Source organism: Aquabacterium sp., from assembly GCF_044226965.1.
GTDB lineage: Bacteria > Pseudomonadota > Gammaproteobacteria > Burkholderiales > Burkholderiaceae_C > Pseudaquabacterium.
The window spans coordinates 1-14,771 of the sequence record NZ_JBGAGA010000030.1; the positions used below are offsets into that span (position 1 = coordinate 1).

A 14,771-nucleotide genomic window follows, 5' to 3' on the forward strand; every position below is an offset into this window, starting at 1 on the left:
CTCGAGGTCGGCGCTCATGCCCATCGACAAGGTGTCCAGCGCCAGGCCCTGCGCCCGCAGCGCGTCGAACAGCGCATGCAGGGCGCGGTGCGGCGCGCGCTGGGCTTCGAAGTCGGCGGCCGGCTCGGGAATGGCCATCAGGCCGCGCAGCCGCACGTTCGGCAGCTCGGCGACGGCGTGCGCCAGTGCCGGCAGCTCGTCGGGCATCACCCCGCTCTTGCTGGCCTCGCCGCTGATGTTGACCTGCAGGCACAGCTGCAAGGGCGGCCGCTGCGGTGGCCGCTGCTCGGACAGCCGCTGCGCGATCTTCAGTCGGTCGACCGAATGCACCCAGTCGAAGGCCTCGGCCACCACCCGCGTCTTGTTGCTCTGCAGCGGGCCGATCAGGTGCCACTCCAGCGGTGGCGAAAAATCCTGCAGCGCATGGATCTTTTCCAGCGCTTCCTGCACATAGTTCTCGCCGAACGCGCGCTGGCCGGCCGCGGCGGCCTCACGCACCGCTTCGGGGCCGAAGGTCTTGCTCACCGCCAGCAGCGTGACGGTCTGCACGGGTCGCCCGGCCATGGCACAGGCGGCAGAAATCCGCTCACGCAGTTGTTGTAACTTGGTCGCCACGCTCTGCATAATGGCCCGAGCCTACCCCAAGCACCCCCGATGGACATCACGCAACTGCTGGCCTTCTCGGTCAAGAACAAGGCGTCCGACCTGCACCTGTCGGCCGGCCTGCCGCCGATGATCCGGGTGCACGGCGACGTGCGGCGCATCAATGTCGAAGCCCTGGACCACAAGGCGGTCCACAGCATGGTCTACGACATCATGAACGACGCCCAGCGCAAGCACTACGAAGACACGCTGGAGTGCGACTTCTCGTTCGAGATCCAGGGCCTGGCGCGCTTCCGCGTCAACGCCTTCAACCAGAACCGCGGCGCCGGCGCGGTGTTCCGCACCATCCCGAGCAAGATCCTCACGCTCGAGCAGCTGAACACGCCGAAGGTGTTTGCCGACCTGGCCCTCAAGCCGCGCGGCATGGTGCTGGTCACCGGCCCCACCGGCTCGGGCAAGAGCACGACGCTGGCGGCGATGATCAACCACCTGAACGAAAACGAATACGGCCACGTGCTGACGGTGGAGGACCCGATCGAGTTCGTGCACGAGTCGAAGAAGTGCCTGGTCAACCAGCGCGAGGTGGGCCCGCACACGCTGAGCTTCTCGAACGCGCTGCGCTCGGCGCTGCGCGAGGACCCGGACGCCATCCTGGTCGGCGAAATGCGCGACCTGGAAACCATCCGCCTCGCACTCACCGCCGCCGAGACCGGCCACCTGGTGTTCGGCACCTTGCACACCAGCAGCGCGGCCAAGACGGTCGACCGCATCGTCGACGTGTTCCCCGCGGCAGAAAAGGAAATGGTGCGCGCGATGCTGTCGGAATCGCTGGTCGCGGTGATCTCGCAGACGCTGTGCAAGCTGAAGGACGGCTCGGGCCGCGTCGCCGCGCACGAGATCATGATCGGCACCTCGGCCATCCGCAACCTGATCCGCGAGAACAAGATCGCGCAGATGTACTCGTCGATCCAGACCGGCCAGAACCTGGGCATGCAGACGCTGGACCAGAACCTCTCGGACCTGGTGCGCCGCAACGTCATCTCGCCGATGGAAGCGCGCGCGAAAGCCAAGTTCCCAGAGAATTTTCCTGGCTAGCCTCGTCCTCGGCCCATCGACTGCCCTCTGCCGTGAAAACGCTGCTCAGCCGCCTGAGAGGCCGTCGCGCCGCTGCGAGCGAGGCAGGCGATTCGCTGCCGGCCACCACCAGCATGCTGCCGCCGGACGAAGTGCTGCCGCCGCCCGTGCGCTGGGAACAACGGGCCGCCGAACTGAAGGCGCGCCCGCTCGATGCCGCCGATGCCGCGCAGCAACTGCTGCGCCTGTGGCGCGGCGATGCACCGCTGGCCGCCATCGGCGACGCCGCGGCGGCCCGCCTGGCACCGCTGCTGCTAGCGTCTGAAGTGAGCGTCGACCAGCAACCCATCCTGCAGGACGAGACCGGCGACTTCCTCATCGTGCTGCTGGAGGGCCGCGTGTCGGTGGAACGCCAGCATCCCGGTGGCGCGGCCACGCGGCTGTTCGAGGCGCGCGCCGGCGACCTGCTCGGCGAGATGGCCTTGTTCGACGGCGGTCCGCGCTTCTGCGCCTGCCGCACGCTGAGCTCCTGCACGCTGGCCGTGCTGGACAGCAGCGCCCTCAATCGCCTGATGGCCGACGACCCGGTGCTGGCCGCCGCGCTGCTGGCTTCGATCACGCGGCGCCTGTCGCTGCGGCTGCGACAGACCGGTGCGCGCCTGTCGGCGCTGCTGGCGCCGCAATGACCCGCGGGTCGACCGACCCATCACGGAGAACCCCACATCATGGAACGCGACCAGGCCTCGAAATTCGTCAATGACCTGCTGCGGCTGATGGTCTCGCGCAACGGCTCGGACCTGTTCCTGACCGCCGACTTTCCGCCCGCGATCAAGGTGGACGGCAAGGTCACCAAGGTCTCGCCGCAGCCGCTGACCGGCCAGCACACCATCGCCCTGGTGCGCGCGGTGATGAACGACAAGCAGGCCGCGGAGTTCGAGAAGACCAAGGAGTGCAACTTCGCGATCTCGCCGCAGGGCATCGGCCGCTTCCGCGTCAATGCCTTCATGCAGATGGGCAACGTCGGCCTGGTGTTCCGCACCATTCCGCAAACCCTGCCGACGATCGACCAGCTCGGCCTGCCGAAGGTGATGAAGGACATCGCGATGACCAAGCGCGGCCTGGTCATCATGGTCGGTGCCACCGGCTCGGGCAAGAGCACGACACTGGCCGCGATGGTCGACTGGCGCAACGAACATTCCTACGGCCACATCATCACGGTGGAAGACCCCGTGGAGTTCGTGCACGCGCACAAGAACTGCATCATCACGCAGCGCGAGGTGGGGCTCGACACCGACGGCTGGGAGGCCGCGCTGAAGAACACGCTGCGCCAGGCGCCGGACGTCATCCTGATGGGCGAGATCCGCGACCGCGAGACGATGGAGCATGCGGTGGCCTTCGCCGAGACCGGCCACCTGTGCATGGCCACGCTGCATGCGAACAGCTCGAACCAGGCGCTGGACCGCATCATCAACTTCTTCCCTGAAGAGCGGCGCGCGCAGCTGCTGATGGACCTGTCGCTCAATTTGAAGGGTATCGTCTCGCAGCGCCTGCTGCCGCGCGAGGAAGGCAAGGGCCGCGTCGCCGCGGTGGAGATCATGCTCAACACGCCACTGGTGTCCGACATGATCTTCAAGGGCGAGGTCAACGAGCTGAAGGAACTGATGAAGCGCTCGCGCGAGCACGGCATGCAGACCTTCGACCAGGCGCTGTTCGACCTGTTCGAAGCCGGCCTGGTGACCTATGAGGACGCGCTGCGCAATGCCGATTCGGTGAACGACCTGCGACTGAACATCAAGCTGCACAGCGTGCGGGCGCGCAACAAGGATCTCTCGGCCGGCACGGAACACCTGACGATCGTTTGAGCCCCCCGGCGCCTGGCGCCGGCCCCCCGAGGAGGCACCCAACCCGACCGGGCAACCCGGATCGGGTTGAGCCCTTCCGATACGCACCGCGCCCCGGGCCGCTGCGCGGCCTGTCCCCTGGAGAATCCGGGCCCGGCCTCTACACTCGGGGCATGAAGACCTACGAACCCATTGCGGCGCGTCGCGTCGCCTTTCTTGGCCTGGGCGTGATGGGCCACCCGATGGCCGGGCATCTGGCACGGGCCGGCCATCAGGTTTGCGTCTACAACCGCACCGCGGCCAAGGCGCAGGCCTGGGTGGCCGAGCATGGCGGCCGGGCCGCGGCCACGCCGCGCGAGGCGGCGGCGGGCGCGGAATTCGTGTTCGCCTGCGTCGGCAACGACGACGACCTGCGCTCGGTCGTGCTGGGCCCGGACGGCGCCTTTGCCGGGATGCCGGCCGGTGCGGTGTTCGTCGACCACACCACGGCCTCGGCCGCGGTGGCGCGCGAGCTGGCCACGGCGGCCCGCAGCTTCGGCCTGCAGTTCATCGACGCACCCGTCTCCGGCGGCCAGGCCGGTGCGGTGAACGGGCTGCTCACCGTGATGTGCGGTGGTGACGGGCCGGCGTTCGAGGCGATGAAGCCGGTGGCGATGGCCTTCTCGCGCGCCGTCACGCTGGTGGGCGCGTCGGGCGCCGGTCAGCTGGCCAAGATGGTCAACCAGATCTGCATCGCCGGACTGGTGCAGGGCCTGTCCGAGGGCATCGCCTTCGGCAAGCGCGCCGGGCTCGACATGAAGCAGGTGCTCGAGGTCATCGGCAAGGGCGCCGCCCAGAGCTGGCAGATGGACAACCGTGGCCACACGATGGTCGACGACAAGTTCGACTTCGGCTTCGCCGTCGACTGGATGCGCAAGGACCTCGGCCTGGTGCTCGACGAGGCGCGCCGCAATGGCGCGCGGGTGCCGGTGACGGCGCTGGTCGACCAGTTCTACGCCGACGTGCAGGCACTGGGCGGCGGCCGCTGGGACACGTCCAGCCTCGTCAAGCGGCTGAAGTGAGCGGGGCGGCCGACGGGCTCAGTTCTTCGCGCCGTCCTTCGGCGCTTCTTTCGAGCCGTCCTTGGCCGCGTCCTTCGAGGGCTGCAGCTCGGCCAGCTCGGCCTCGCTGATCACCTCGAACACCCGCACCACCTTCTGCACGCCCGAGATCGAGCGCGCCACCTCGCCGGCGCGCCGGGCCTCGCGTTCGGTGACACGGCCCATCAGGAAGACCTGGCCCCGCTCGGTGACCACCTTGAAGGCATTGGCCTGCAGGTCGCGCGCATCGAGGAAGCTGGCCTTCACTTTGCTGGTCAGCACCACGTCGTTCGAGCGCGAGCCGATCGAGCTGTTGGCCGTGACCGCGAGCTCGTTGACGATCGAGCGCACGTTCTCGATCTGGCTGATCGATTGCTCGATCGCCGAACGGTCGGCCTCGGTGGGCACCTCGCCGGTCAGCAGCGCCATGCGGTTGTAGCTGGTCACGTTGACGTGGCCGCGCTCGCCCAGCACGCTCTGGATGCGGTTGATGGCCTTCAGCTCGATGGCCTGGTCCTCGATCTGCGCGCCAGAGGTTCGGCGGTCGGCGACCATCAGGCCGCCGACGACGGCGCCGCCCACCACCAGCCCGGCACAGCCGGACAGCAGCGCACCGCCCAGCAGCGAGGCCGAGACCAGCAGCAGCGGCGCCAGGCGGCGACGCGGGTTCAACGAAAGAGACTTCATGCGGGGTCCTGTTCGCCCAACAGTTGCAGATCGATCGCGTCGCACAGGCAGTGCAGCACCAGCAGCAGCGCCTCGAGCACGCGGGCCCGGCGCTCGTGGGGCACGGCCACCAGCACGTCGGTCTCGCCCAGCACGGCGGCCAGCGCACCGCCGGGTTGACCCTTGGCCTGGCCAGTCAACGCGATCACGGTCATGTCCTTGCCCTGGGCCGACTGCGCCGCGGCGCGCAGCCCGGGGTCGTCACCCTCGGGGTCGACGAGCAGCAGCAGATCGCCCGGCTGGCCCAGCGGCTCCAGCTGGCGCGCGAGCACCGATTCCAGCGTGCCCAACCGGGCCAGCGCGCCCAGGCTGCTGCCGTCCTGGCCCAGCGCCATCGCGGCCAAGCCGGGCCGCTCGCGCTCGAAGCGGCCGAGCAATTCATTGGCCATCAGCTGCGCCAGGCTGGCGGCGACACCGGCACCGGCCGTGAACAGCCGGCCGCCGGCCGTCAGCCCGGCCACGATGGCCTGTGCCGCGTCGGCCACCGGACGGCTCAGCACCTCGGCCGACTGGTACTTCAGGTCGGCGCTTTCGAAGAAATGCTGCTGAATCCGCTGCTCAAGCATGGTCATCGATCATAAGACAGGGGTCCGGGACGCCAGTTCCCAGCCGTTCCCGGTTGTGTGCGGGCGCATCCGCGGGCGGCTTCAGTCGGCATCGAAGGCCGCACGCAGCCAGTGCAGCTGCTCGCCCTCGATCGCCACCACGTCGAAGCGGCAGGGGGGCAGCTGCGGCAGGCGCAGCAGGTAGTGCCGCGCGGCCCGCACGATGCGACGCTGCTTGGGCGTCGTGACACTGGCGGCCGCACCGCCGCCCGGGCCATGGGCCCCACCGGCACGCGCCCGCACCTCGACAAAGACCAGCGTGCCATCGGGCTCGCGCAGGATCAGGTCGATCTCGGCACCGCGCGCAAAGGGCCCGCCGGCCAGTCGATAATTGCGCTCCACCAGGCGCAGGCCCTGGCGCTGCAGGTGGTCCAATGCCCGCTGTTCGGCCTGGTTGCCGGTGACCTGCCGCGCCGTCGGCCTGGCCTGTTGCGGACCGGCGCCGGTCCGACCCGATCGCCCACGTTCCGTTGTGACCATCTCTCCCTCCTTGTTGCTGCAGGCGGCCGCGGATGCGGCCGGCAGCCAGCAGTTCCCGCGCGGCGCACTGTATGTGCTGGCCACGCCCATCGGCAACCTGGCCGACATGAGCCTGCGCGCCATCCACCTGCTGAGCCTGGTGGATGCGGTGGCCTGCGAGGACACGCGCGTCACCGGCAGGCTGCTGCAGCACCTGGGGCTGCACAAGCCGCTGATCGCGCTGCACGAGCACAACGAGCTGAGCGCCGCGCCGCAGGTGCTGGCCCGCCTCGCGGCCGGCCAGCGCGTGGCCTATGCCAGCGATGCCGGCACGCCGGCGGTCAGCGACCCCGGCGCCGCGCTGGTGGCCGCCACCGTGGCGCAGGGCCACGCCGTGGTGCCCTTGCCCGGCGCCAGCAGCGTGGTCACCGCGCTGTGCGCGGCGGGCGACGCCGCTGCCGCCGGCTTCTGCTTCCACGGCTTCCTGCCCGCCAAGGGACAGGAACGGCGCGACGCGTTGCTGGCCGTGCTGGCGCTGCCGGGCAGCCAGGTGCTGTTCGAAGCGCCGCACCGCATTGCCGCCCTGCTGGCGCTGCTGGCCGAGGCCGCGCCAGCGCGCCGGCTCACCGTGTGCCGCGAGCTGACCAAGCAGTTCGAGCAGATCCACACGCTGCCGGCCGGCGATGCACCGGCCTGGCTGGCCGCCGACGTGCAGCGCACGCGCGGTGAGTTCGTGCTGGTGCTGCATGCGGCCCCGCCGGCCGCGGCGCGCGAGGAAGATCCTTTGCCGGCCGAGGCCGAGCGGGTGCTCGGCCTGCTGCTGCGCGAGCTGCCGCTGAAGCAGGCGGTGGCACTGGCCACCGAGATCAGCGGCGCGCCCCGCAACGCGCTCTATACGCGCGCGCTGACCCTGCGCCAGGCCAAGTAGCGCCGGCCGATCACTTCGCCGGCGCCGACGCGCCATGCTGCGCGTCGTGCTTCTGGTGATGGATCGCGCGGCTGTTGCGGTCCTGCATGCGGGCGACGTGGCGGCGCTCCTGCTTGGTCACCGTGCCATCGGCCTTGGCATTTGCCTCGGCCTGGTTCACCGCGGCCTGGCGCTTCTCCAGGCGCTGGGTTTCCTGGGCGGTCAGCGCGCCGTTGGCCGCGCCGCTGGCGATGCGGGCCTGCTGGCGGGCGGCCCGCTTGTCGGCATGCGGCATCGAAGCCGAGGCATCCTGGGCCTGCGCGGCCAGGGCGGTGAACGACAGCGCCAGTGCGGCGAGCAGCGAGGAGGAGAGCAGTTTCATCGGGGGGTCCTTTGGATGTTGGGCAAGAGGTTTGCGGGTCCCGGGTTGCGCCCCTGCACAACGGCCCCGGCCTGCGGCCCGAGGACGCGCCAGGGCCTATCGGCGCGGTAAATATTCGTGAAGCAGGGTCGGGTGACGACTCCTAGAATCGAACGATGATTTCGCGCGAACCCACCCTCGAACGCCTGGCCGTCGCCAGGTCGCTGCTGCTCGATCCCTTCAACCTCGACGATGCGGCGCTGAGCCGTGCGCTGGGCACGATCGGCGAGCATCGCATCGACGACGCAGACCTGTACTTCCAGATCACCCGCCATGAAGGCTGGAGCCTGGAGGAAGGCATCGTCAAGAGCGGCAGCTTCAGCATCGACCAGGGCGTGGGCGTGCGCGCGGTGGCGGGCGAGAAGACCGCCTTCGCGTACTCGGACGACATCTCGGAAGACTCGCTGCTGGATGCCGCGCGCACCGTGCGCAGCATCGCGGCCGCCGGCCAGAGCAGGCGCGTGAAGCTCGCCGCTGCGCCGCACGTGGCGCCCAGCCGAGCGCTGTACGGCCCGACCGACCCGATCGCCACGCTGGACAGCGCACAGAAGGTGGCACTGCTGGAGAAGATCGAGCGCATGGCCCGCGCGCGCGATCCGCGCATCGTGCAGGTGATGGCCGGCGTGGCCGCCGAGTACGACGTGGTGCTGGTGGCGCGTGCCGACGGCACCCGCGCGGCCGACGTGCGGCCGCTGGTGCGGATGTCCATCACCGTGATCGCCGAGTCGAACGGCCGGCGCGAAGTGGGGTCCGGTGGCGGCGGCGGGCGCTTCGGCCTCGGCTATTTTCAGGACGCTCAGCTGGAGCGCTATGTCGACCAGGCGGTGAATGCCGCGCTGACCAACCTCGAATCACGCCCGGCCCCGGCCGGCGAGATGAGCGTGGTACTCGGCCCCGGCTGGCCCGGCGTGCTGCTGCACGAGGCGGTGGGGCACGGCCTGGAAGGCGACTTCAACCGCAAGGGCTCGTCCACCTTCTCGGGCCGCATCGGCCAGCGCGTCGCGGCCAAGGGCGTCACGGTGCTCGACGACGGCACCTTGCCCGACCGGCGCGGCTCGTTGAACGTCGACGACGAAGGCCACCCCTCGCAGCGCAACGTGCTGATCGAGGACGGCATCCTCAAGGGCTACATCCAGGACGCGATGAACGCGCGGCTGATGGGCGTGAAGCCCACCGGCAACGGCCGCCGCGAAAGCTATGCGCATGTGCCGATGCCGCGCATGACCAACACCTACATGCTGGCCGGGGACAAGACCAAGGAAGAGATCGTCGCCAGCATCAAGCGCGGGCTCTATGCCACCAACTTCGGCGGCGGCCAGGTCGACATCACCAGCGGCAAGTTCGTGTTCTCGGCCAGCGAAGCGTTCTGGGTCGAGAACGGCCGCATCCAATACCCGGTGAAGGGCGCGACCATCATCGGCAACGGCCCCGATGCGTTGACGCGCGTGAAGATGATCGGCAACGACCTCGAGCTCGACACCGGTGTCGGCGTCTGCGGCAAGGAAGGGCAGAGCGTGCCGGTGGGCGTGGGCCAGCCGACGCTCAGGATCGATGGCCTCACAGTGGGCGGGACCGCCTAGAAGTAGCCGAGCTTCTTGATGCCGAAGTTGCCGATGTTGGGCATCACCAGCGGCAGGTTGCTGTCCGACACGCCGAGCCAGCCGGCCAAGGTGGCGCCGAGCTGATCGACCGATGTCGTCGGCACCAGCCGGCCCTGGCCGATGTCGTCGGGGCCGTTGACCGCGACGGCTGGTGCGGTGCCGTAGAACTGCTTGCCCTTCACCGCACCGCCCATGATCACGTGGTGGCTGCCCCAGCCGTGGTCGGAGCCATCGCCGTTGCTGCTGAGCGTGCGGCCGAAGTCCGAGGCGGTGAAGCTGGTCACCTTGTCGGCCACGCCGAGTTCGGCGGTGGCATCGTAGAACGCCTTCATCGCGTCGGCCACCTGGGCCAGCAGGTCGCCGTGGTTGTCGAGCAGGTTGTCGTGCAGGTCGAAGCCGCCCAGCGACACCAGGAAGACCTGGCGGCTCAGGCCGAAGCTGGCGCGCGCGGCGATCATGCGTGCCACCACCTTCAGCTGCGAGCCCAGCGAGGTGCCGGGGAAGGCGGTCGACAGGTCCGGCAGCCCGGCCAGCGCGGCGCTGATCTGCGCCTCGGCGTCGATCGAGCGCTGCGTGACGCGGGCGTACTCGTCGGCAAACAGGTTGGCGTTGTTGCCGGTGATGAGCGTGCGCAGGGCCGCCTGCGCGGCACTCGACCCGAACAGGCTGCGCTGCAGGCCCTTGATCGCCACGGCACCGCTGGTGCTCAGCTGGTACTGCACCGCGGTGTGGCCCGACAGGAACACCGCATTGCCGGTGACCGAGGTGCAGGTGAACAGGCTGCCGCCATTGCCCGAGAGCATCAGGTCGCCGATGCGGCCGCCCCAGCCGGAGGTGGAGCCCTCGGCCAGATCGGACTGCCAGATCGACTGCTGGTCGTTGTGCGACATCAGCTTGGGCGGCAGCGGCACCGACTTGGCGTTGTACTGCGCCACCGTGGTGGGCACGATCAGCGGGCCGACGTTCAGCTGCACCGCCAGCTTGCTGCTGTCCCACAACGTCTTCAGCGGCGCCCATTGCGGCGCGAACGCGAGCTGCAGGCCGTCGGGCAGCGGCGTCGTGGGCTGCAGCGTCGTGGCCGACAGCGCGGACTGCGCGGTGGCCAGGCTGCCACGGATCTGGGCATAGCTCGCATAGTGAGCGGCATCGACCGGCACCAGCGTGTTGCCGTGGTCGTTGCCACCATAGAGGAACACGCAGACCAGCGCCTTGTAGTCGGTGTTGCCGCTGGTGGCCGCAGCGGCGTCGCCCAGCAGCGAAAGGTTCAGTGCCCACGGCGCGGCGCTGCCGGCCAGCCCGAGCAATGCACTGCGGCGCAGCAGCGCGCGGCGCGCCAGATCGATGGTCGAAGCGGATGTCTTCATGGGTCGGCCCTCCTTCAGCGCTGGACCAGGTAGTCGGGGCAGGACATCACCAGCATCACCGCCGCATAGACGCGGTTGGCCTTGTCGCTGTCGGTGTTGCCGGCCATGCCGCTGAGCGTGCCGACGATCAGGCTGCGCGTGGCCTCGCCCAGCTGGTAGGCACACAGCAAGCGGTTGAGCCGGTCGACCAGCGCCGTCGGGTTGCCCGCCAGCGCCAGTTCGGCGCTGTAGTTCGGCTTGATGTCGGCATGGCCGTTGCCGATGGCCGTCTGCATGTAGTTCAGGTAGCCAGCCACGCTGGATTCATTGGTGATCTGGAACTCCGGCGCCTCCAGCGCGGCATTGCCGATCGCCGAGTTCGGCGGCACATAGCCAGGCCGGAAGTAGTTGAACACCGAGGGCGAGCGCTGCGGGCTCTGGCCCAGGCGCGTGGCCGGATCGCTGGTGTTGCCGACATTCCACTGCGCCGTGACCGAGGTGGCATTGAACACGCGTGCCCACTGCACGAAGCGCAGCATCGGCTCGCGCAGCTTGCCGAAACCCGGCGCGGCCAGGTTGGCATCGCTGCGCGCCTCCTCGTCGAGCAGCACGGCGCGCAGCACCGCCTTCAGGTCGCCGCGCACCCCCTGGCCGTTGTCGTTGAACGCCGCGCTGACGCGGCCCACGTAAGCCGCACTCGGGTTGCTGGTGACCAGGCGCTGGATCAGCTGCCGGCCGATGAAGGGCCCGACATTGGGATGCGCGGCCAAGGTGTCGAGCGCGATCTTCAGCGCCGTGCTGCCATCGGTGTTGGCGGGCACCGTGGTGCCGAGGAAGCTGGCCGCCAGCATCGAGTGCTTGCTGGCGGTCAAAGTGAGCGGCCGGCGCGCATACTCCGGTGTCTTGTCGCCCGGTGGCCGGTCGTAGTTCCAGCCGGTGAACACATGCGCGAGCTGCGTCACGGTGTCCTGCGTGTAGGTCTCGATCGGCTGGCCGCCGGCACCGAGCTTGGGCGTGCCATCGGGGTTCAGCACGTACAGGCCGATCGAGAACAGCTGCATCACCTCGCGCGCATAGTTCTCGTCGGGCTGGCGACCGGTGCTCGCGTCTTCCTTCTGGTTGCCGGCGGTGTTCAGGTAGTTGCCCATCGCCGGGTTCAGCGTGATCTTCTCGAGCAGCGATCGATAGCTGCCAAAGGCATTGGCCGCCAGCAGATCCCAGTAGCCGGCCAACTTGAACTGCTTGTAGGGGTTGTTGATGCCGTCGAAGCCGACGACGAAGATCTCCGACAAGGCCAGGGTCACGCGCTGGCGGAAGCTGTCGGGCGCGGTGAGCAGGCGCTGCCAGACCTGGGAGTCGACCCCGATCGCGGCGTTGTCGGCGTCCGGGTTCTTGTCGACGCCCATGGCCACCAGCCAGTCCCAGTTGCCGGCGGACAGGGGCTTGGCGAACTGCTGGTCCAGCCACGCGCTGTAGCCGATGGCGCGCACGTTGGCGATCTCGGCATCGCTGGCGGCGAGCGTGGCCTGCAGCAGGAAGCGTGCGGCCTGGGCATCGCTGAAGGCATAGCGCGTTGCCAGGACCAGCGGTGCGAAGTCGGCCAGGCTGCCCACGCGCAGCAGCACGCCGCCCGAGGCCGGCCCGAGCAGGTAGACGTCGCTGCCGGCCACGCCGACGTAGTTGCCCGTGCTCGGGTAGTAGCGGTACACGTAGGGCGGCAGGGTGGTGTCGCCCTGGTGGCCAGGAAAGAGATCCGGGTACTGCGCTTCGGCCCAGTCGAGCAGTTCGGTGACGGTGGGCACCGGCGGCGAGCTGCCACCCGAGTCCGCGGCGGCACTCACCTGCAGGATGCTGCGGTCGGTCCTGGCCGTGGCGGTGGCGAAGAAGGCTTCCGGCGGCGCCTCGCCGGCTCCACCGCCGCAGGCCGCGAGCAGCAGCGCGGCGCTCCCGACGAGCGTTGCAGGCCAGCCACCGGCCACGCGTTCAGCCGTCGGCAGCGGGGCCGGCGGGCTGCCTGGCGGCGGGGCAGCCACCGCCTGGCACACAGTCTGAGCGTCCATCGTTCACCTCCTCGAGCAGTTCGATCCAGGGCTGCATGCTGCGGCGTGGGTGAACTTTGCGCGAGCGGTTTTACCTGCTCGGCATGCGGGGTTCACATCGCGCAATGCTTGTATCCGCTTGCCAGACCCCGGTGGCTGCGTGCTACAGTCTCGCCCCATGCGTTCCGCCGTGTTTTTCTTTGGCTACTTTTGGTTCTCGCACCGCACCGGCGGAGGAGAGGCAAGCGCGTCAGCCTGACAAGCACAGCGAACACCTCGACAAACCGCCGGCAACCCCGGCGGTTTTTGTTTTTCCGCCCCTCGAAAGTGACACCGCCATGGCACCGAAATCCCCCAGCAGCCATTCCGCCAGCGAAGGTGGTTTTGGGTATGCGCTCAGCGAGAAGACCAGCGAGACCGACGACCAGCGCATCCGGGACGTGACGCCCTTGCCCCCGCCCGAACACCTGATCCGCTTCTTCCCGATTGCCGGCACGCCGGTGGAGAAGCTGGTGGGCAACACCCGCAGTGCGGTGCGCCACATCCTGCAAGGCAAGGACGACCGGCTGCTGGTGGTGATCGGCCCCTGCTCGATCCACGACCCGGCCGCAGCACTCGAATACGCCCGCAAGCTGAAGACCGAGCGCGCCAAGTACGCCGACACCCTGGAAGTCGTGATGCGGGTGTACTTCGAGAAGCCGCGCACCACGGTGGGCTGGAAGGGCCTGATCAACGACCCCTACCTGGACGAGAGCTTCCGCATCGACGAAGGCCTGCGCATCGCACGGCAATTGCTCGTGGACATCAACCGGGTCGGCATGCCCGCGGGCAGCGAGTTCCTCGACACCATCAGCCCGCAGTACATCGGCGACCTGATCAGCTGGGGCGCCATCGGCGCGCGCACCACCGAAAGCCAGGTGCACCGCGAGCTGGCCTCGGGCCTCTCCGCCCCGATCGGCTTCAAGAACGGCACCGACGGCAACCTGAAGATCGCCACCGATGCGATCCAGGCCGCGTCGCGACCGCACCACTTCCTGTCGGTGCACAAGAACGGCCAGGTGGCCATCGTCGAGACCAAGGGCAACAAGGACTGCCACGTGATCCTGCGTGGCGGCAAGGCGCCGAACTACGACGCCGCCAGCGTGGCCGCGGCCTGCGGCGAGCTGGAAGCCGCGAAGCTGCCCTGCCAGCTGATGATCGACTGCAGCCATGCCAACAGCAGCAAGCAGCACCAGCGGCAAGTCGATGTCGCACGCGACATCGCCGCGCAGATGGCCGCGGGCAACCGCTGCATCTTCGGCGTGATGGTGGAAAGCCACCTGCATGCCGGCGCGCAGAAGTTCACCCCGGGCAAGGACAAGGTCGATCAGCTCGAGTACGGGAAGAGCATCACCGATGCCTGCATCGGCTGGGACGATTCGCTGACCGTGCTGCAGGTGCTGAGCGACGCGGTGAAGGCGCGCCGCCAGAAGCACCGCTGAGGGCGGACGCTCAGGGGGCGGACTGCTGCGCGGCGAGCCGCTCGCTGCGCCAGTAGACGTCGTCGCCGCCCAGCCCGTCGAGGTTGGCGCGGTTCAACACGCGCGCCAGCACGAACAGCAGGTCCGACAGCCGGTTCAGGTACTGGCGCGGCGCCTCGTTGACGGCTTCGTGCGCGGCCAGTGCCACCACCGCGCGCTCGGCCCGCCGCGCGACGCTGCGGCTGACATGTGCCAGCGCCGCGCTGCGCGTGCCCGCTGGCAGGATGAATTCGGCCAGCCGCGGCAACGTGGCGTTGTGCGTGGCCAGCGCCTGGTCCAGGTGCAGCACGGCCTCGGGCTTCAGCAGCGTAAAGCCGGGGATCGACAGCTCGCCGCCCAGGTTGAACAGCTCGTGCTGGATCGTCACCAGCAGCGTGCGCACGTCTTCGGGCAGCGGCTCGGCCAGCAGCACGCCGAGGCTGGAGTTCAGCTCGTCGACATCGCCCATCGCCTGCACCCGCAGGTGGTCCTTGGGCACGCGGCTGCCGTCGCCCAGGCCGGTGGTGCCATCGTCGCCGGTGCGCGTGGCGATCTGCGTCAGTCGATTGGCCAT

The 14,771-nt window shown here is 69.1% G+C and carries 15 protein-coding genes; 7 read left to right on the forward strand and 8 right to left on the reverse strand.

The window, feature by feature from the left end; translation table 11 throughout:
- Nucleotides 1-624, reverse strand: a 624-nt coding sequence (locus tag ACILR4_RS14785) for a YggS family pyridoxal phosphate-dependent enzyme (protein ID WP_395701611.1), incomplete at its 3' end; no start/stop codon positions are given.
- A gap of 30 nt (nt 625-654) precedes the next feature.
- Here ACILR4_RS14785 and ACILR4_RS14790 point away from each other — a divergent pair.
- From ACILR4_RS14790 to ACILR4_RS14805, 4 genes are all read left to right on the forward strand, one after another.
- Nucleotides 655-1,698, forward strand: a complete 1,044-nt coding sequence (locus tag ACILR4_RS14790) for a type IV pilus twitching motility protein PilT (protein ID WP_395701612.1) — start codon at nt 655-657, stop codon at nt 1,696-1,698.
- A 32-nt stretch (nt 1,699-1,730) separates the two neighbouring features.
- Complete coding sequence (locus ACILR4_RS14795; protein ID WP_395701613.1) at nt 1,731-2,363, forward strand: cyclic nucleotide-binding domain-containing protein; 633 nt, start codon at nt 1,731-1,733, stop codon at nt 2,361-2,363.
- Between the two features lie 39 nt (nt 2,364-2,402).
- The gene (locus tag ACILR4_RS14800; RefSeq protein ID WP_395701614.1) at nt 2,403-3,539 is read left to right on the forward strand and encodes a PilT/PilU family type 4a pilus ATPase; all 1,137 of its coding nucleotides are present in this window, start codon (nt 2,403-2,405) and stop codon (nt 3,537-3,539) included.
- A 152-nt stretch (nt 3,540-3,691) separates the two neighbouring features.
- Entirely contained in the window at nt 3,692-4,579 is an 888-nt protein-coding gene (locus ACILR4_RS14805) for an NAD(P)-dependent oxidoreductase (protein ID WP_395701615.1), read from the forward strand.
- Between the two features lie 18 nt (nt 4,580-4,597).
- Here the strand turns inward: ACILR4_RS14805 and ACILR4_RS14810 are convergent, their stop codons facing one another.
- The 3 genes from ACILR4_RS14810 to ACILR4_RS14820 all read right to left on the reverse strand — a co-directional run bounded on the left by ACILR4_RS14810 (nt 4,598) and on the right by ACILR4_RS14820 (nt 6,408).
- Entirely contained in the window at nt 4,598-5,284 is a 687-nt protein-coding gene (locus ACILR4_RS14810; RefSeq protein ID WP_395701616.1) for a BON domain-containing protein, read from the reverse strand.
- Nucleotides 5,281-5,889: an SIS domain-containing protein gene (locus tag ACILR4_RS14815; RefSeq protein WP_395701677.1), complete on the reverse strand. Its 609-nt coding sequence runs from the start codon at nt 5,887-5,889 to the stop codon at nt 5,281-5,283. Before ACILR4_RS14815 ends, ACILR4_RS14810 begins: the two co-directional genes overlap by 4 nt.
- A gap of 81 nt (nt 5,890-5,970) precedes the next feature.
- Nucleotides 5,971-6,408 (reverse strand): YraN family protein, encoded by a 438-nt coding sequence (locus tag ACILR4_RS14820; RefSeq protein WP_395701617.1) that lies wholly within the window; start codon nt 6,406-6,408, stop codon nt 5,971-5,973.
- Here ACILR4_RS14820 and rsmI point away from each other — a divergent pair.
- Nucleotides 6,401-7,315, forward strand: coding sequence for a 16S rRNA (cytidine(1402)-2'-O)-methyltransferase (rsmI, locus tag ACILR4_RS14825; protein ID WP_395701618.1), 915 nt, complete (start codon nt 6,401-6,403; stop codon nt 7,313-7,315). The genes ACILR4_RS14820 and rsmI overlap by 8 nt on opposite strands.
- A 10-nt stretch (nt 7,316-7,325) precedes the next feature.
- On the opposite strand, the gene ACILR4_RS14830 is transcribed toward rsmI, so the two are convergent.
- On the reverse strand, nt 7,326-7,676 hold the full coding sequence (locus tag ACILR4_RS14830) for a hypothetical protein (protein ID WP_395701619.1): 351 nt from the start codon (nt 7,674-7,676) through the stop codon (nt 7,326-7,328).
- A gap of 155 nt (nt 7,677-7,831) precedes the next feature.
- Here ACILR4_RS14830 and tldD point away from each other — a divergent pair, with 155 nt between their 5' ends.
- Nucleotides 7,832-9,295 (forward strand): metalloprotease TldD, encoded by a 1,464-nt coding sequence (gene tldD / locus ACILR4_RS14835; protein ID WP_395701620.1) that lies wholly within the window; start codon nt 7,832-7,834, stop codon nt 9,293-9,295.
- Here the strand turns inward: tldD and ACILR4_RS14840 are convergent.
- Nucleotides 9,292-10,680, reverse strand: coding sequence for a DUF1501 domain-containing protein (locus ACILR4_RS14840; RefSeq protein WP_395701621.1), 1,389 nt, complete (start codon nt 10,678-10,680; stop codon nt 9,292-9,294). The two genes, tldD and ACILR4_RS14840, sit on opposite strands and share 4 nt — an antisense overlap.
- 14 nt (nt 10,681-10,694) lie before the next feature.
- The gene (locus tag ACILR4_RS14845; protein ID WP_395701622.1) at nt 10,695-12,719 is read right to left on the reverse strand and encodes a DUF1800 family protein; all 2,025 of its coding nucleotides are present in this window, start codon (nt 12,717-12,719) and stop codon (nt 10,695-10,697) included.
- A 317-nt stretch (nt 12,720-13,036) separates the two neighbouring features.
- Between ACILR4_RS14845 and ACILR4_RS14850 the strand changes: the two genes are divergently transcribed.
- A complete protein-coding gene (locus ACILR4_RS14850) occupies nt 13,037-14,179 on the forward strand; it encodes a 3-deoxy-7-phosphoheptulonate synthase (protein WP_395701623.1) in 1,143 nt (380 codons plus the stop codon).
- Between the two features lie 10 nt (nt 14,180-14,189).
- Here ACILR4_RS14850 and ACILR4_RS14855 read toward each other — a convergent pair whose 3' ends face one another.
- Complete coding sequence (locus tag ACILR4_RS14855) at nt 14,190-14,771, reverse strand: cob(I)yrinic acid a,c-diamide adenosyltransferase (protein ID WP_395701624.1); 582 nt, start codon at nt 14,769-14,771, stop codon at nt 14,190-14,192.